This window comes from Halioxenophilus sp. WMMB6, from assembly GCF_033283405.1.
GTDB lineage: Bacteria > Pseudomonadota > Gammaproteobacteria > Pseudomonadales > Cellvibrionaceae > Halioxenophilus.
The window spans coordinates 1-16,652 of record NZ_JAWMQR010000017.1 but is presented as its reverse complement, the minus strand read 5'-3'; the positions used below and the strand labels follow the sequence as shown (position 1 = coordinate 16,652).

Below are 16,652 nucleotides of genomic sequence, written 5' to 3'. Positions count from 1 at the left end.
AGCGTGACGAAGTAGAGCGTGGTCAAGTACTGGCCAAGCCTGGTTCCATCACTCCACACACCAAGTTCGAAGGCGAAGTTTACGTGCTGGGTAAAGATGAAGGTGGTCGTCATACCCCATTCTTCAAGGGTTACCGTCCACAGTTCTACTTCCGTACCACCGACGTAACCGGTGCTTGTGAACTGCCAGAAGGCGTTGAGATGGTAATGCCGGGTGACAACATTCAGATGACTGTTACCCTGATCTGCCCAATCGCCATGGATGAAGGTCTGCGCTTCGCGATCCGCGAAGGTGGCCGTACCGTTGGCGCTGGTGTTGTTGCAAAAATCATCGAGTAGTCGCGAGATTAGTTCGATTTCACACGCCTCGCGGTTCGCGAGGCGTTTGTGTTTATAAAATAAAAGGCCAGTAGTTCAATTGGTAGAGCATCGGTCTCCAAAACCGAAAGTTGGGGGTTCGAGTCCCTCCTGGCCTGCCATTTAAAGTCCGCAAAGCAAAACCTAAATAGTGACAAGATATGAGTAGCAAGGCGCAAGAACCCGTATACCGGCTCGATACGCTCAAGTGGCTGGTGGTGCTTGTCATTGCTGGGGGCGGAATATTCAGCTACCAATATTTTGCTGAGAAGGTTCCCGACCTCTATCGGTGGTTAGGTTTGTTGGTGGGTGTGGTTGTGGTGCTGGCAATCGCTGCCTACACCCAAAAAGGTGCCGCTGTCTGGTCGCTGTTGCGTGAGGCACAGAGCGAAGTCAAGAAAGTGGTGTGGCCATCTCGACAGGAGACCAACCAAACCACGCTTATTGTCGTGGCGGTAGTTTTTGTCATGGCTCTAATTTTATGGGGGCTCGATTCGCTGCTAGGCTGGATTGCCTCACTAATTTTAGGTTAAGAGGTTAAGTCATGGCTCAACGTTGGTATGTGGTACATGCCTATTCTGGCTACGAGAAGAAGGTCGCCGCTGCGCTCAAAGAGCGTATAGAGCGTCTGAACATGCAGGATCAATTTGGTGAGGTGTTAGTGCCCACTGAAGAGGTCGTTGAGATGCGCGCTGGTCAAAAGCGCAAAAGTGAACGTAAGTTTTTCCCTGGCTACGTGCTGGTACAGATGGAATTGAACGACGACACTTGGCATCTGGTAAAAGATACACCCAGAGTGATGGGTTTCATTGGTGGCAAGGCTGATAAGCCTGCGCCAATTACTGAGAAAGAAGCACAGGCCATTCTGCAGCGAGTTGATGACTCCAGCGAGAAGCCGAAGCCGAAAACAATCTTCGAGCCGGGCGAAATGGTGCGCGTGGTCGATGGCCCATTCAATGACTTCAATGGTGTTGTTGAAGGTGTGGACTACGACAAGAACCGTCTACAAGTAGCGGTATTGATCTTTGGTCGTTCCACGCCGGTTGAGCTGGAGTTTTCTCAGGTAGAAAAAGCCTAATTGGATTTTTAGCCGGGTCGGTTAGTCACCGATTCGGCTTTCACTCGTCGGTAAAAAGCTCGACGAAATAACCGGGGAGCCAGTGACGGTTTATGCCAATAAGCCCGAGGCGTTACTACCCATAACGAGGAGTACTCATCATGGCAAAGAAAATTGAAGCTTATATTAAGCTGCAAGTTTCTGCTGGTCAGGCTAACCCTAGTCCGCCAGTAGGTCCAGCGCTCGGTCAGCGCGGCGTGAATATCATGGAGTTCTGTAAAGCGTTTAACGCCCAGACTCAAGGTATGGAGCCGGGCTCACCTGTCCCTGTTGTAATTTCCGTATACAGCGACCGCAGTTTCACCTTCACTATGAAGACGCCACCCGCGTCCTTCCTGCTGAAAAAAGCGGCCAAGATTAAATCCGGTAGTGCCCGTCCCAATACCAACAAGGTTGGTACTGTGACTCGCGAGCAGCTGGAAGAGATCGCTACTGCCAAAATGCCGGACCTGACTGCGGCCGATATGGATGCAGCGGTGCGTACTATTGCCGGCTCTGCCCGCGCAATGGGTTTGGATGTGGAGGGTCTGTAAGATGGCAAAATTGTCCAAGCGTTTAAAAGTATTCCGTGAAAAGGTCGACAGCACCAAGACTTACAGCATCGATGAAGCTATCGCCCTGCTTAAAGAGCTGTCCACTGTAAAATTCCCCGAGACAGTTGATGCTGCTATCAACCTCGGTATTGATCCTCGTAAATCCGACCAGGCCGTACGTGGTGCGACCAGCCTGCCGCATGGTACCGGTAAAGATGTGCGCGTAGCCGTATTTACCCAAGGTGCTGCTGCAGACGCCGCCAAAGAGGCCGGCGCTGAGTTTGTCGGTATGGACGAGCTGGCTGCTGAAATCAAAGGCGGCATGATGGATTTCGACGTGGTTATTGCTGATCCTGCAGCCATGCGTGTTGTTGGTCAGTTGGGCCAAATCCTCGGTCCACGTGGCTTAATGCCAAACCCAAAAACCGGCACCGTAACGCCCGATGTCGTGGCTGCGGTTAAGAATGCCAAAGCAGGTCAGGTTCGTTACCGCGCGGATAAGGGCGGCATCATCCACGGTGGTATCGGTCGTATCTCTTTTGAGCCTGAGGCTATTAAAGCCAACCTGGAAGCGCTGATCTCTGACCTGAAAAAGGCCAAGCCTTCTACTGCAAAAGGTGTTTACCTGCGTAAGGTATCTCTTAGCACAACTATGGGTCCTGGTATAACCATCGACCAAGCAAGCTTGGACGTTTAAAAATTCGGCAGTTTCGGCTGCCATTGAACTTTGGGGTCTGTGTTGGGCTCAATTAACGTTAGTTAGCTGAGTACGGCGCAGCCGTCAAAGACCGTAGGTGTAAGGGAGCTATCACTTTGCTTAAAGGTGAGCGGCCCCTTACTTAATTGATGAGCCAGCCATTGCATCTCTGTGGTTGTTCTCAAGCCTACGCAGACGGTGATACCCGAATCAGTTTCTTTTTACAGAGCTACTGGATTCGATCACCGAAAGGGTTTCCAGCCAATGGCTGGGAATTTTATCCAATAAATCGTTGCGCGGCCTGTGCTGAACATCGATTTAATCCAGGAGAAACATTGTGGCATTAGGACTCGAAGACAAAAAGGCCATCGTTGCCGACGTTAACGAGACCGCTATTAATGCTTTGTCATTGGTAGTGGCGGATGCGCGTGGCGTAACCGTTTCTGCGATGACAGCTTTGCGTAAACTGGCGCGCGAAAATAACGTGAACCTCCGTGTTGTTCGTAACACCTTGGCCAAACGTGCCTTCACCGGTACTGAGTTCGAGTGTGTTAACGACGCTTTGGTGGGTCCGTCTCTGTTCGGATTTTCTATGGAAGATCCCGGTGCAGCGGCACGAATCTTCAAAGATTTCGCGAAAGCGAATGACAAATTTGAAGTGAAAGTGTTGGCTGTTGGTGGCCAGCAGTTAACTCCAGCCGATATCGATGTGCTGGCCAAACTGCCGACCCGCGAACAGGCGCTTGCTACTTTGGCTGCAACTTTACTGGCTCCGGTTACCAAACTGGCTCGCACTTTCAACGAAGTGCCTGCCAAGGTTACCCGAGCGGTTGCTGCCGTACGCGATCAAAAGCAAGACGCTGCTTAATAGATTGTGCCCCGGCACAATTGGCAGCGTGATTAGTGGTTCGTTGAATTTACGAGTTAATCAATTTTTTAAATTTGGAGATCTGAGTCATGGCTCTGTCTAAAGAAGATATTTTGAATGCAATCGCCGAAATGAGCGTAATGGACGTTGTTCAGCTTGTTGAAGCTATGGAAGAGAAGTTTGGTGTTTCTGCTGCTGCCGCTGTTGCCGTTGCTGCTCCAGCTGCTGGTGGTGATGCCGGTGCTGCTGCAGAAGAGCAAACTGAATTCGATGTAATTCTGTCTAGCGCTGGCGACAAGAAAGTTAACGTCATCAAAGCGGTACGTGCAATCACCGGTCTGGGCCTGAAAGAAGCCAAAGACCTGGTTGAAAGCGCTCCTAAAGCGATCAAAGAAGGCGTTGGCAAAGACGAAGCAGAAGACGTCAAGAAGCAGCTTGAAGAAGCTGGTGCTGTTGTTGAGGTTAAGTAAGCAACAGTCTTTCATGACAGTCGTCGGTTGTTAAAATCGACGCGGGGCTGGCGGGTTAAACCTGCCGGCCCTTTTGCCGTTTTCGGTTGACGGAATTCTGCAGTTGTGGGCCTTCCATAACACACTACAGGCGAGCAGAGGCCACCAGGTAGTTTCGGTAACACAATTTTGCAAAAGCTGATTTTGCATAAACTGGTGTTCGCCAAACTAAACAGACCGACCCGGCCGTGGGTTAAACGGTACTAATAACGTCATAGCGACGAACAGGCGCATAGTGCCCAAAAGGCTAAGACTGCCCTCTCCGACGACAAGCTGGGGTATACAGATGGCTTACTCATTTACTGAGAAGAAACGCATCCGCAAAGATTTTGGCAAGCTGCCACAGGTGATGGATGTTCCTTACCTGCTAGCAATTCAGTTAGATTCCTACGAAAAATTCACTCAGGCTGGTTGCTCTCCTGAAGAGCGCTTTGATATCGGCCTGCACGCGGCTTTTAAATCCGTATTTCCCATTGTCAGCTACTCTGGCAATGCCGCGCTGGAGTATGTTAGCTACCAGCTGGGCAAGGCGGTATTCGACGTAAACGAATGTATTTTGCGGGGCGTTACCTACGCTGTGCCCCTGCGCGTTAAGGTTCGGTTGATTATCTACGACAAAGAGTCGTCCAACAAAACCATTAAAGACATTAAAGAACAAGAAGTGTACATGGGCGAAATTCCGCTCATGACTGATAACGGTACCTTTATTATCAATGGTACCGAGCGTGTCATCGTATCTCAGCTGCACCGTTCACCCGGCGTCTTTTTCGATCACGACAAGGGCAAAACTCACTCCTCTGGTAAATTGCTCTACTCCGCCCGTGTGATTCCTTACCGTGGCTCATGGCTCGATTTTGAGTTCGATCCGAAAGACCTGGTCTACGTCCGTATCGACCGTCGACGTAAACTGCCCGCGACCATACTGTTGCGCGCCCTCGGCTTTTCGTCGCAAGAGATGTTGGAGATGTTCTTCGACACTGACGAATTTACCGTGCTGGATTCCGGTGAGTACTCACTGAAGCTGATCCCATCGCGCTTGCGTGGTGACGTTACCAGCTTCGATATTAAAGATGCCTCCGGCAAGGTGATTGTAGAAGAGGGGCGTCGTATTACCGCTCGCCACATTCGTCAAATGGAGAAGGCGGGTGTCGAAGAGCTGGTGGTGCCGACCGATTACATGGTTGGTCGTGCCCTGGCCACTGACCTGGTCGATACCAACACCGGTGAGATTCTGATTGAGTGTAACACCGAGTTAACTGAAGACGCCCTGGAGCAGCTGCGTGCTGCTGGCGTTACCAATTTCAACACCCTCTACACCAACGAACTGGATTGCGGTGCGTTTATTTCAGAAACCCTGCGCATCGATCCAACTCGCAGTGAGCTGGAAGCGCTGGTCGAAATCTACCGCATGATGCGTCCTGGCGAGCCGCCTACCAAAGAGTCGGCCGAAGGTCTGTTCCAGAACCTGTTCTTCAGTCAAGACCGTTACGACCTCTCTGCGGTTGGCCGTATGAAGTTCAACCGTCGCCTTGGTCGCGTCGAAGATACCGGTGAAGGTACGCTGTCGAACGACGACATCGTAGAGGTTCTGCAAACCCTGATCGCGATCCGCAATGGTAATGGCGTGGTGGACGATATCGACCACCTGGGTAACCGTCGTATCCGTTCCGTAGGAGAGATGGCCGAGAACCAATTCCGTGTTGGATTGGTTCGTGTTGAGCGCGCGGTGAAAGAGCGACTCTCCATGGCCGAAAGCGAAGGCCTGATGCCACAGGATCTGATCAACGCCAAACCGGTTGCCGCTGCGGTAAAAGAGTTCTTCGGCTCTTCCCAGTTGTCGCAGTTTATGGACCAGAACAACCCGCTTTCTGAGGTGACTCACAAGCGCCGTGTTTCGGCCTTGGGCCCAGGCGGTTTGACCCGTGAGCGTGCCGGCTTTGAGGTGCGCGACGTGCACCCGACCCACTATGGCCGCGTCTGTCCTATTGAAACTCCGGAAGGTCCAAACATTGGTCTGATCAACTCTTTGGCTACCTACGCCCGTACCAACAGCTACGGCTTCCTGGAGAGCCCCTACCGCAAGGTGGTGGATGGTGTGGTCACCAACGAGTTTGAATACCTGTCAGCAATTAATGAATCACAATTCATCATTGCCCAGGCAGCCGCCAAATTGAACGAGAAGGCCCAATTGATCGAAGACCTGGTCTCCGTTCGTGCCGGTGGCGACTTTACCCTGAAGCCAAAAGAAGATGTTCAGTACATGGACGTCTCTCCTCGGCAGGTGGTATCGGTAGCGGCCTCATTGATCCCGTTCCTGGAACACGATGACGCCAACCGGGCCTTGATGGGTTCCAACATGCAGCGTCAGGCGGTACCTACCCTTCGCGCCGAGAAGCCTCTGGTGGGCACCGGTATGGAGCGAGTGGTTGCCAGTGACTCCGGTGTTTGTGTGGTAGCCAGCCGCGGTGGTGTTATCGACCGCGTTGATGCCGGCCGCATTGTGGTGAAGGTTAACGACGATGAAGTTACCGCTGGCGATGCCGGTGTGGATATCTATAACCTGATCAAATACACCCGTTCCAACCAGAACACCTGCATCAACCAGCGCCCAATTGTTAAAACCGGCGATAGTGTTGCCCGCGGTGACATTCTGGCCGATGGTCCCTCTGTCGACCTGGGTGAGCTGGCTCTGGGCCAAAACATGCGTATCGCCTTCATGCCGTGGAACGGCTACAACTTCGAAGACTCCATTTTGGTGTCTGAGCGGGTTGTACAGGAGGATCGCTTCACCACCATCCACATTCAGGAGCTGACCTGTATCGCGCGCGATACCAAGCTCGGCAGTGAAGAGATCACCGCGGATATCCCCAACGTGGGCGAAGCGGCTCTGGCCAAGCTGGATGAGTCGGGCATTGTGTACATCGGTGCCGAAGTTGGCCCAGGTGATATCCTGGTGGGCAAGGTAACACCGAAAGGTGAAACCCAGCTGACCCCAGAAGAGAAACTGCTGCGCGCCATCTTTGGTGAAAAAGCCTCAGACGTAAAAGACACCTCCCTGCGCGTGCCGACCAGCACCAAGGGTACGGTGATCGACGTTCAGGTCTTTACCCGCGATGGCCTGGAGAAAGATCAGCGCTCAAAAGAGATCGAAACCGCGCAACTGAACAAGGTGCGCAAGGATCTCAACGAAGAGTTCCGTATCGTCGAGACCGCCACCTTTGAGCGTCTGCAATCAGCGCTGGTTGGCCAGAAGGTCTCCGGCGGCAAAAACGTCAAAAAAGGTGATCTGGTCAGCGACGAACTGCTGGCTGGCCTGGAGCACTCCGAGTGGTTCAAACTGCGCATGGAAGACGATGCGCTGAATGAGCAGCTCGACCGCGCTGAAGCTCAGTTGGTAGAGCGCCGCAAAGAGCTCGATGAGCGCTTTGAAGACAAAAAACGCAAGCTGCAAACCGGCGACGACCTGGCTCCGGGTGTACTGAAGATCGTTAAGGTTTACTTGGCGATCAAGCGCCGCATCCAGCCGGGCGACAAGATGGCCGGTCGTCACGGTAACAAGGGTGTTATCTCGGTGATCATGCCGGTTGAAGATATGCCTTACGACGAAAATGGCGAGCCGGTGGATATCGTATTGAACCCGCTCGGCGTACCGTCCCGTATGAACGTTGGTCAGGTTCTTGAAATGCACCTGGGTATGGCGGCTAAGGGGCTGGGCGACAAGATCGATCAGATGATTCAGGCACAGAAAGCGGTTGCTGAGGTGCGTGGCTTCCTGCACGAGGTCTACAACCTGACCGGCGAAGCCTACAACAAAGAGGAGCTGGATCAGCTGAGCGATGGCGATGTGCTTGAGCTGGCGAGTAACCTGCGCCGCGGTGTGCCAATGGCCACTCCGGTCTTTGATGGTGCCAAAGAGGAAGAGATCAAAGCGCTGCTGCGTTTGGCCGACCTCGACGACAGTGGTCAGCGTACTCTGTACGACGGTCGTACCGGCGATGCCTTCCAGCGCCCTGTCACGGTTGGTTACATGTACATGCTGAAGTTGAACCACTTGGTCGACGACAAAATGCACGCCCGTTCCACCGGTTCCTACAGCCTGGTTACTCAGCAGCCGCTGGGTGGTAAGGCGCAATTCGGTGGTCAGCGTTTCGGGGAGATGGAGGTCTGGGCACTGGAAGCATACGGTGCTGCCTACACTCTGCAAGAGATGCTTACGGTCAAATCCGATGACGTGGTCGGTCGTACCAAGCTCTATAAAAACATTGTCGATGGCGACCATCGCATGGAGCCCGGCATGCCGGAGTCCTTCAACGTACTGCTGAAGGAGATCCGCTCACTGGGTATCAACATGGAGCTGGATCACGACAGCTAATGCACAAAATCCCAACGCAGGGGTTCCCAAGAAATTAATGGGGCCCCTGCTCGGTAGACCGCGCAAGCGGTTAACAGGTGCTACTGGCGTACAACGCGAGCCCGCGGGAGGCTAACTTGAAAGACTTACTGAACCTACTGAAGTCCCAAGGACAAAGTGAAGAGTTTGACACCATTCGAATTGGTCTGGCTTCACCAGACATGATTCGTTCCTGGTCTTTTGGTGAGGTGAAAAAACCGGAGACCATCAACTACAGAACCTTCAAGCCAGAGCGTGAAGGTCTGTTCTGCGCCAAGATCTTTGGCCCGGTAAAAGATTACGAGTGCTTGTGCGGTAAGTACAAGCGTATGAAGCATCGCGGCATTATCTGCGAAAAATGCGGCGTGGAAGTAACCCTGGCCAAGGTCCGTCGTGAGCGCATGGGCCACATTGAACTGGCCAGCCCCGTTGCCCACATCTGGTTCCTGAAGTCCCTGCCGAGCCGTATCGGTTTGTTGCTGGACATGACCCTGCGCAACATTGAGCGTGTGCTCTACTTCGAATCTTACGTGGTCACCGATCCAGGTATGACCACGCTGGAGAAGGGCCAGCTGCTGACCGACGAACAGTACTTCGAAGCCATGGAAGAGTTTGGTGACGAGTTCGAGGCCAAAATGGGTGCCGAGGCGATCCAGGAGCTGATGCGCGATATCGATATCGAAGGCGAAATTCAGCAATTGCGTGAAGAGATTCCTTCCACCAGCAGTGAGACCAAGGTTAAGAAATTATCCAAGCGTCTGAAGCTGTTGGAGGCCTTCTATAACTCGGGTAACAAACCTGAGTGGATGGTGCTGGAAGCTCTGCCCGTGTTACCACCCGACCTGCGTCCTTTGGTACCACTGGATGGCGGCCGTTTTGCCACCTCTGACCTCAACGACCTCTACCGCCGTGTTATTAATCGTAACAATCGTTTGAAGCGTCTGTTGGATCTGAATGCGCCCGATATTATCGTGCGCAACGAAAAACGTATGCTGCAGGAAGCGGTAGACGCCCTGTTGGATAACGGCCGTCGTGGCCGTGCCATCACCGGCTCCAACAAGCGTCCGCTGAAATCTCTGGCCGACATGATCAAAGGTAAACAGGGTCGTTTCCGTCAGAACCTGCTCGGTAAGCGTGTGGACTACTCCGGCCGTTCGGTAATTGTTACCGGCCCGACCCTGAAACTGCACCAGTGCGGTCTGCCGAAGAAAATGGCTCTCGAACTGTTCAAGCCGTTCATCTTCAGCAAGCTGGAGCTGCGCGGTTTGGCCACCACCATTAAAGCGGCCAAAAAGATGGTCGAGCGTGAAGAGCCGGTGGTATGGGATATCCTGGACGAAGTGATCCGCGAACACCCGGTACTGCTCAACCGTGCGCCGACCCTGCACCGTCTTGGTATTCAGGCGTTCGAACCGGTACTGATTGAAGGTAAAGCGATCCAACTGCACCCGCTGGTGTGTGCCGCCTACAACGCCGACTTCGACGGTGACCAGATGGCGGTGCATGTACCGTTGACCATCGAGGCACAGTTGGAAGCGCGGGCATTGATGATGTCCACCAACAACATTCTGTCACCGGCCTCCGGTGAGCCGATTATCGTGCCTTCCCAGGACGTGGTACTGGGCCTCTACTGGATGACCCGTGAGCGTGTGAACGCCGAGGGTGAAGGTATGGTATTTGCCGATTCGTCGGAAGTGCACCGTGCCTATAACGCCAAGAAGGTTCACCTGCAGGCGCGTATCAAGTGTCGTGTCACCCAGGCGGTGAAGGGCGAGGACGGAGAGAAGGTCTTCTCCACCATGATCGTTGAAACCACTGTCGGCCGCGTGCTGCTGTGGGAGATCGTACCGGAAGGTATGCCTTTCGAGATGGTCAACCGGCCCATGGTGAAAAAGGCGATCTCGGCGTTGATCAACTACTGCTACCGCATCGTTGGTTTGAAGGCGAGCGTAATATTTGCCGACAAACTGATGTACACCGGTTACGAGTACTCCACCAAATCGGGTTCGTCTATTGGTGTTAACGACTTCGAGATCCCCGCGGCCAAAGAAGAGATCGTTGCCAAAGCCGACGCCGAAGTGGCCGAAATTGAAGCCCAGTACGCTTCCGGTCTGGTAACCCAGGGCGAGAAGTACAACAAGGTTATCGATATCTGGTCCCGCGCCAACGACCTGGTTGCCAAGTCGATGATGGAGGGTATCTCCAAAGAGTCCGTGACCAACCGCAACGGTGAAGAGGAAGAGCAGGCCTCCTTTAACTCGGTCTACATGTACGCCGATTCCGGTGCCCGGGGCTCCCCGGCTCAGATTCGTCAGCTGGCCGGTATGCGCGGTCTGATGGCCAAGCCCGATGGCTCGATCATCGAAACGCCAATCACGGCGAACTTCCGTGAAGGTTTGAACGTTGGTCAGTACTTCATCTCGACCCACGGTGCACGTAAAGGTTTGGCCGATACCGCGTTGAAAACCGCAAACTCCGGTTACCTGACCCGCCGTCTGGTGGACGTGGCCCAGGATGTGGTAATCACCGAAACCGATTGTGGCACAGACGCTGGCCTGACCTTGGCACCAGTAATTGAAGGTGGTGACGTTATCGAGTCCCTGGGTGATCGTATCCTTGGCCGCGTTATCGCCAAGGACGTGATCCGCGAAGGCAGCGATGAGATTCTGATCCCAGCCGGCGTAATGATCGACGAGAAGTGGGTAACCCGCGTTGAAGAGCTGGCCGTGGACGAGGTTACTGTGCGTTCACCGATTACCTGTGAATCACGTTACGGTATCTGTGCCCAGTGTTACGGTCGCGACCTGGCCCGTGGCCATCGCGCCAACACCGGTGAGGCGGTCGGCGTTATTGCGGCCCAGTCCATCGGCGAGCCGGGTACTCAGCTGACCATGCGTACCTTCCACATTGGTGGTGCGGCCAGCCGTGCCTCTGCGGCGGATAGTATTCAGGTTAAGCAGGGCGGTACCGTACGCCTGCACAACGTGAAGGTGGTAGAGCGCGAAGATGGCACGCTGGTGGCGGTCTCCCGCTCCGGTGAGCTGGCCGTGGCCGATGCCAACGGTCGCGAACGCGAGCGTTACAAAATCCCTTACGGTGCCAATATCAGTGTGACTGAAGGCGCCGAAGTTGATGGTGGTCAGGTGGTGGCCAAATGGGATCCACACACCCACCCAATCATCACCGAAGTGGGTGGTACCGCGCGCCTGACCGGTATGGAGGATGGTCTCTCGATTCGTCGTCAAACCGACGAGCTGACCGGCTTGACCTCCATTGAGGTCATGGACCCAGCCGAACGCCCGGCGGCCGGTAAGGATTTGAAACCAGCGGTAACCCTGTACGATGCCGATGGCAATGAAGTGACTCTGGCCAACTCCAATCAGCCAGCCCACTACATGCTGCCTGCCAAGGCGCTGTTGAGCCTCTCCGACGGTGAAGTGGTGAAAGCGGGTGACGTTATCGCCCGTATCCCGCAAGAGTCGGGTGGTACTAAGGATATTACCGGTGGTCTACCCCGCGTGGCCGACCTGTTCGAAGCGCGTAAGCCGAAGGAACCCTCTATTCTGGCGGAGATCAGCGGTACCATCTCCTTCGGTAAAGAGACCAAAGGCAAGCGTCGTTTGGTGATTACCCCGACCGATGGTCAGGTGCTGCCAAATGGCGACACCCACTACGAAGAGTTGATTCCAAAGCACCGTCAATTGTCGGTGTTCGAAGGTGAAGCTGTGGCCAAGGGTGAGGTGGTTTCCGATGGCCCCTCCAACCCGCACGACATCCTGCGTCTGCAGGGCGTAGAGGCCTTGGCCCACTACATCACCAACGAGATCCAGGACGTCTACCGTCTGCAGGGTGTACGCATCAACGATAAGCACATCGAGACCATCGTGCGTCAGATGCTGCGTAAAGTTGAGATCCTGGAGATGGGTGACTCCTCCTTCGTGAAGGGTGAGCAGGTGGAATACGCTGTTGTGCTGGAAGAGAACGAGCGTCTGCGCGCTGAAGGCATGCAGCCAGCCACCTTCGAGCGACAACTGCTGGGCATCACCAAAGCTTCTTTGGCTACCGAGTCGTTCATTTCTGCGGCCTCCTTCCAGGAGACCACCCGTGTACTCACCGAAGCCGCTGTGACCGGCAAGGTGGATACCCTGCGTGGCCTGAAAGAGAACGTGGTTGTGGGTCGTCTGATTCCAGCCGGTACCGGTTTGGCTTACCACGAGAAACGTCGTCAGCGACGTGCCGAAGAGGTAAACCAGGAAGGGCCGAGTGCGGAAGAGGTCGAAGCAGCTCTAACCGAAGCACTGAAGTCCAGTGCTACCTAAGTCGCTCGCTTGATCGACCCCAAAAGCCCCCGTTTGGGGGCTTTTTTATGAGTGGCTGCTATCGCCTTTGACCTGGTCGAAAGCGGAGTGATTGCTCGAAAAGCCTTCAATGTCCTTGTGTTACCAGTTTTAGCTCATTATAATTGCGCACCCATTTTCCATGGGGCGTCCGTTATTTGTTCGAAGACCGAGGTTTGGCGAGGATAGCGGAAGGCAAGTTAACGTGATGGCAAAGCCTTGCTTTTTAGGCGCATCACACAATTTATATTCTGGAGTTTATTTTTCATGGCAACGATCAACCAGTTGGTTCGTAAGCCGAGAAAACGTAAAGCAGTAGCAAGCGACGTACGTGCGCTCGAAGCCTGCCCACAACGGCGTGGCGTTTGTACTCGCGTTTACACTACTACCCCGAAAAAACCAAACTCAGCACTGCGTAAAGTGTGCCGTGTTCGCTTAACCAATGGTTTTGAAGTCTCTTCATACATTGGTGGTGAAGGCCACAACCTGCAGGAGCACAGTGTGGTTCTGATTCGTGGCGGTCGTGTAAAAGATTTGCCAGGTGTGCGTTATCACACTGTTCGTGGTGCCCTGGATACTGCTGGTGTAAACAACCGTAAACAAGCTCGTTCCAAATACGGAACCAAGCGTCCTAAGTAAGTTGTATTTAGGAACGGTACCTGATCCGTTTTTTCGGTGTTACTCACTAAAGCCTTAGGGCTTAGCGGGTACGAAACTGAGTAAGGCTAAGCGCGCTCATAATGTAACGGAAGTGAAAGTTGTGAGAGAGCGGTGTCTTAGAAAATCCTGAAGAGAGGCTAACAATGCCAAGAAGACGCGTAGCCGCCAAGCGTGAAATATTGCCGGATCCAAAATTCGGCAACACCACCTTGGCGAAATTTATGAACATCGTGATGGTCAGCGGTAAAAAATCCGTTGCCGAGCGAATTGTATACGGTGCGCTTGAAATCGTTGAAACCAAGCTGAAGAAAGATCCGATCGAGATCTTTGATGAAGCTCTGGAAAACGTCGCGCCATTGGTTGAAGTAAAGTCCCGCCGAGTAGGTGGTGCTACCTACCAGGTGCCTGTTGAAGTGCGCCCGGCTCGTCGCACCGCCTTGGCCATGCGCTGGCTCGTGGAGTACTCTCGCGGACGCGGTGAGAAGTCCATGGCTGCTCGACTGGCCGGTGAATTGATTGACGCCTCACAAAGTAAAGGTTCAGCTGTGAAGAAGCGCGAAGACGTGCATCGCATGGCCGAAGCCAACAAGGCGTTCTCTCACTACCGTTTTTAAGCGCGTTTTTTCAACCCGCTTAAAAAACTTGTCACAAAAGGCAGCGATACTCGCTGCCTTTTGTGGTTTTAAAATCCTGCAATCTGTTACCGTTGGGCAGGATGAAAAATCGGGTCTCTACCCGTTAATTGGGCCAAAAGCTCAAGATCTCCGCTAAAAAATCCTCTGACATCCAGCCTACTCATTTGATTTTTTAGCCGAGGGCAAGAATCAAAGCGATCATTTGATTTGTTGACGACAGTCCAGGTGTATACCCCGGGGCTCACTACACGAACAACACTTTTGGGGGACGTAAAATTGGCTCGTAAAACACCTATAGCACGCTACCGCAACATCGGTATCTGTGCCCACGTGGATGCCGGTAAAACCACCACGACAGAGCGCGTACTGTTTTACACCGGTTTGTCCCACAAAATTGGTGAGGTGCACGATGGTGCCGCCACCATGGACTGGATGGAACAGGAGCAGGAGCGGGGTATCACCATCACTTCGGCTGCGACCACCTGTTTCTGGTCGGGTATGCAGCAGCAGTTTGATCAACACCGGGTCAATATTATCGACACCCCCGGGCACGTCGATTTTACCATTGAGGTGGAGCGTTCGCTGCGGGTGTTGGACGGTGCCGTGGTAGTACTGTGCGGCTCTTCCGGTGTGCAACCGCAAACCGAAACCGTTTGGCGTCAGGCCAACAAGTATGAAGTCCCACGTCTGGTTTTCGTTAACAAGATGGACCGCGCCGGTGCCGACTTTTTAAGTGTGGTCGAGCAGCTGAAAGATCGTCTGGGGGCAAACCCTGTGCCTCTGCAGATGACCATCGGTGCCGAAGATCAATTCAAAGGTGTGGTTGATCTGATCAAAATGAAATCCATCCTCTGGAATGAGGAGGACATGGGTATGACCTTTGAGTATGGCGAGGTCCCTGAAGATCTGCTCGATGAGTGCGAAGCGCTGCGTGAGAATATGATCGAAGCGGCCGCGGAAGCCAACGAAGAGCTGATGGAGAAATACCTGGAGGGCGGTGAACTGAGCGAGGAGGAGATCAAGGCCGGCATTCGTGCGCGTACTCTGGCCAATGATATCGTCCCGGTAATCGGTGGTTCGGCCTTCAAGAACAAGGGTGTGCAGGCGATGCTTGACGCCGTTGTTGAGTACCTGCCCTCGCCGACGGAAGTAAAAGCCATCGAGGGTACCTTGGACGATGGTGAAACGGTCGATACCCGCGAAGCTGACGACAACGCCCCCTTTGCCGCACTGGCTTTTAAAATTGCCACCGACCCGTTTGTGGGTACCTTAACCTTCTTCCGCGTCTACTCCGGTAAATTGGAGAGCGGTACAGCGGTGTACAACTCTGTTAAAGGTAAGAAAGAACGCGTTGGGCGAATGGTGCAGATGCACTCCAACTCGCGCGAAGAGATCAAAGAGGTACTGGCCGGTGATATCGCTGCCGCTATTGGCCTGAAAGATGTCACCACCGGCGATACGCTGTGTGATGAGCAGAAGAAAATTATTCTGGAGCGCATGGATTTCCCCGAGCCGGTGATCTCCGTGGCGGTGGAGCCGCGCTCCAAAGCCGACCAGGAGAAGATGGGCATTGCCCTGGGCAAGCTTGCTCAGGAAGATCCCTCCTTCCGTGTGGCCACCGATGAAGAGACCGGTCAGACCATCATCTCTGGGATGGGCGAGCTGCACCTGGATATCATCGTCGACCGTATGCGCCGCGAGTTCAGCGTGGAGGCCAACATCGGTAAACCGCAGGTGGCCTACCGTGAGCGGATCACCAACACCTGTGAAATTGAAGGCAAGTTCATCCGTCAGTCTGGTGGCCGTGGTCAGTTTGGTCACGTTTGGGTGCGTTTTGAGCCGGCTGAAGATATCAACTCGGAAGGTCTGGAGTTTGTTAACGAAGTGGTCGGTGGCGTGGTGCCCAAAGAGTACATTCCTGCGGTTGAGAAGGGCATTAGTGAGCAGATGAAAAACGGGGTGCTGGCGGGCTACCCTCTGCTGGGTTTAAAGGCAACACTCTACGATGGCAGCTACCACGATGTGGACTCCAACGAAATGGCCTTTAAAATCGCTGCATCCATGGCGACCAAACAGTTATCACAAAAAGGTGGTGCAGTACTGTTGGAGCCGGTCATGAAAGTCGAAGTTGTAACCCCGGAAGAGAACATGGGTGATGTGGTTGGCGATTTGAACCGCCGCCGCGGCATGATTGTCAGTATGGGCGAAAGTGCATCGGGCAAAGTAATTAAAGCGGAAGTGCCGTTGGCAGAAATGTTCGGTTATGCCACCGACCTGCGTTCGGCTACCCAGGGGCGGGCGACCTTTACCATGGAGTTTGATAAATACATGGAAGCGCCAAAAAATGTCTCTGATGAAATCGTGGCAAAGAATACCTTTTAATCGTTTGTTATTAATTTAAATACTCTAGAGGGAATCCAAAGTGGCAAAAGAAACATTTGAACGTAGTAAACCCCACGTAAACGTGGGCACCATTGGTCACGTTGACCACGGTAAAACAACCCTGACTGCAGCGCTGACACGCGTTTGTGCCGAAGTATGGGGCGGTAC

The 16,652-nt window shown here is 53.6% G+C and carries 12 protein-coding genes, 1 tRNA gene and 1 pseudogene; all 14 read left to right on the top strand.

Annotation, left to right across the window (positions count from 1 at the left end; genetic code table 11):
- Positions 1-338, top strand: a pseudogene (tuf, locus tag SBL51_RS23020) (elongation factor Tu); the annotation flags it as partial.
- Between the two features lie 64 nt (positions 339-402).
- Positions 403-478 (top strand) — tRNA-Trp (locus SBL51_RS23015).
- Between the two features lie 39 nt (positions 479-517).
- Positions 518-889 carry a preprotein translocase subunit SecE gene (gene secE, locus SBL51_RS23010; protein WP_317933556.1) on the top strand — a complete coding sequence of 124 codons (372 nt, stop codon included), beginning with the start codon at positions 518-520 and terminating at the stop codon, positions 887-889.
- 11 nt (positions 890-900) lie between these two features.
- Positions 901-1,434, top strand: coding sequence for a transcription termination/antitermination protein NusG (gene nusG / locus SBL51_RS23005; protein ID WP_317933555.1), 534 nt, complete (start codon positions 901-903; stop codon positions 1,432-1,434).
- A 140-nt stretch (positions 1,435-1,574) separates the two neighbouring features.
- The gene (gene rplK / locus SBL51_RS23000; protein WP_317933554.1) at positions 1,575-2,006 is read left to right on the top strand and encodes a 50S ribosomal protein L11; all 432 of its coding nucleotides are present in this window, start codon (positions 1,575-1,577) and stop codon (positions 2,004-2,006) included.
- Between the two features lies 1 nt (position 2,007).
- Entirely contained in the window at positions 2,008-2,703 is a 696-nt protein-coding gene (rplA, locus tag SBL51_RS22995; protein ID WP_317933553.1) for a 50S ribosomal protein L1, read from the top strand.
- Between the two features lie 337 nt (positions 2,704-3,040).
- Entirely contained in the window at positions 3,041-3,571 is a 531-nt protein-coding gene (gene rplJ, locus SBL51_RS22990; protein ID WP_317933552.1) for a 50S ribosomal protein L10, read from the top strand.
- A gap of 89 nt (positions 3,572-3,660) precedes the next feature.
- The gene (gene rplL, locus SBL51_RS22985) at positions 3,661-4,041 is read left to right on the top strand and encodes a 50S ribosomal protein L7/L12 (RefSeq protein ID WP_317933551.1); all 381 of its coding nucleotides are present in this window, start codon (positions 3,661-3,663) and stop codon (positions 4,039-4,041) included.
- Positions 4,042-4,366: 325 nt separating this feature from the next.
- Positions 4,367-8,452: a DNA-directed RNA polymerase subunit beta gene (gene rpoB, locus SBL51_RS22980; protein WP_317933550.1), complete on the top strand. Its 4,086-nt coding sequence runs from the start codon at positions 4,367-4,369 to the stop codon at positions 8,450-8,452.
- A 116-nt stretch (positions 8,453-8,568) separates the two neighbouring features.
- Entirely contained in the window at positions 8,569-12,789 is a 4,221-nt protein-coding gene (gene rpoC / locus SBL51_RS22975; RefSeq protein WP_317933549.1) for a DNA-directed RNA polymerase subunit beta', read from the top strand.
- 285 nt (positions 12,790-13,074) lie between these two features.
- Complete coding sequence (rpsL, locus tag SBL51_RS22970; protein WP_317933548.1) at positions 13,075-13,446, top strand: 30S ribosomal protein S12; 372 nt, start codon at positions 13,075-13,077, stop codon at positions 13,444-13,446.
- Positions 13,447-13,610: 164 nt separating this feature from the next.
- Positions 13,611-14,081 carry a 30S ribosomal protein S7 gene (gene rpsG, locus SBL51_RS22965; protein WP_317933547.1) on the top strand — a complete coding sequence of 157 codons (471 nt, stop codon included), beginning with the start codon at positions 13,611-13,613 and terminating at the stop codon, positions 14,079-14,081.
- Between the two features lie 297 nt (positions 14,082-14,378).
- Positions 14,379-16,484: an elongation factor G gene (gene fusA, locus SBL51_RS22960; protein WP_317933546.1), complete on the top strand. Its 2,106-nt coding sequence runs from the start codon at positions 14,379-14,381 to the stop codon at positions 16,482-16,484.
- 40 nt (positions 16,485-16,524) lie between these two features.
- The coding region (locus SBL51_RS22955) for a GTP-binding protein (RefSeq protein WP_317933557.1) at positions 16,525-16,652 on the top strand (128 nt) is incomplete at its 3' end.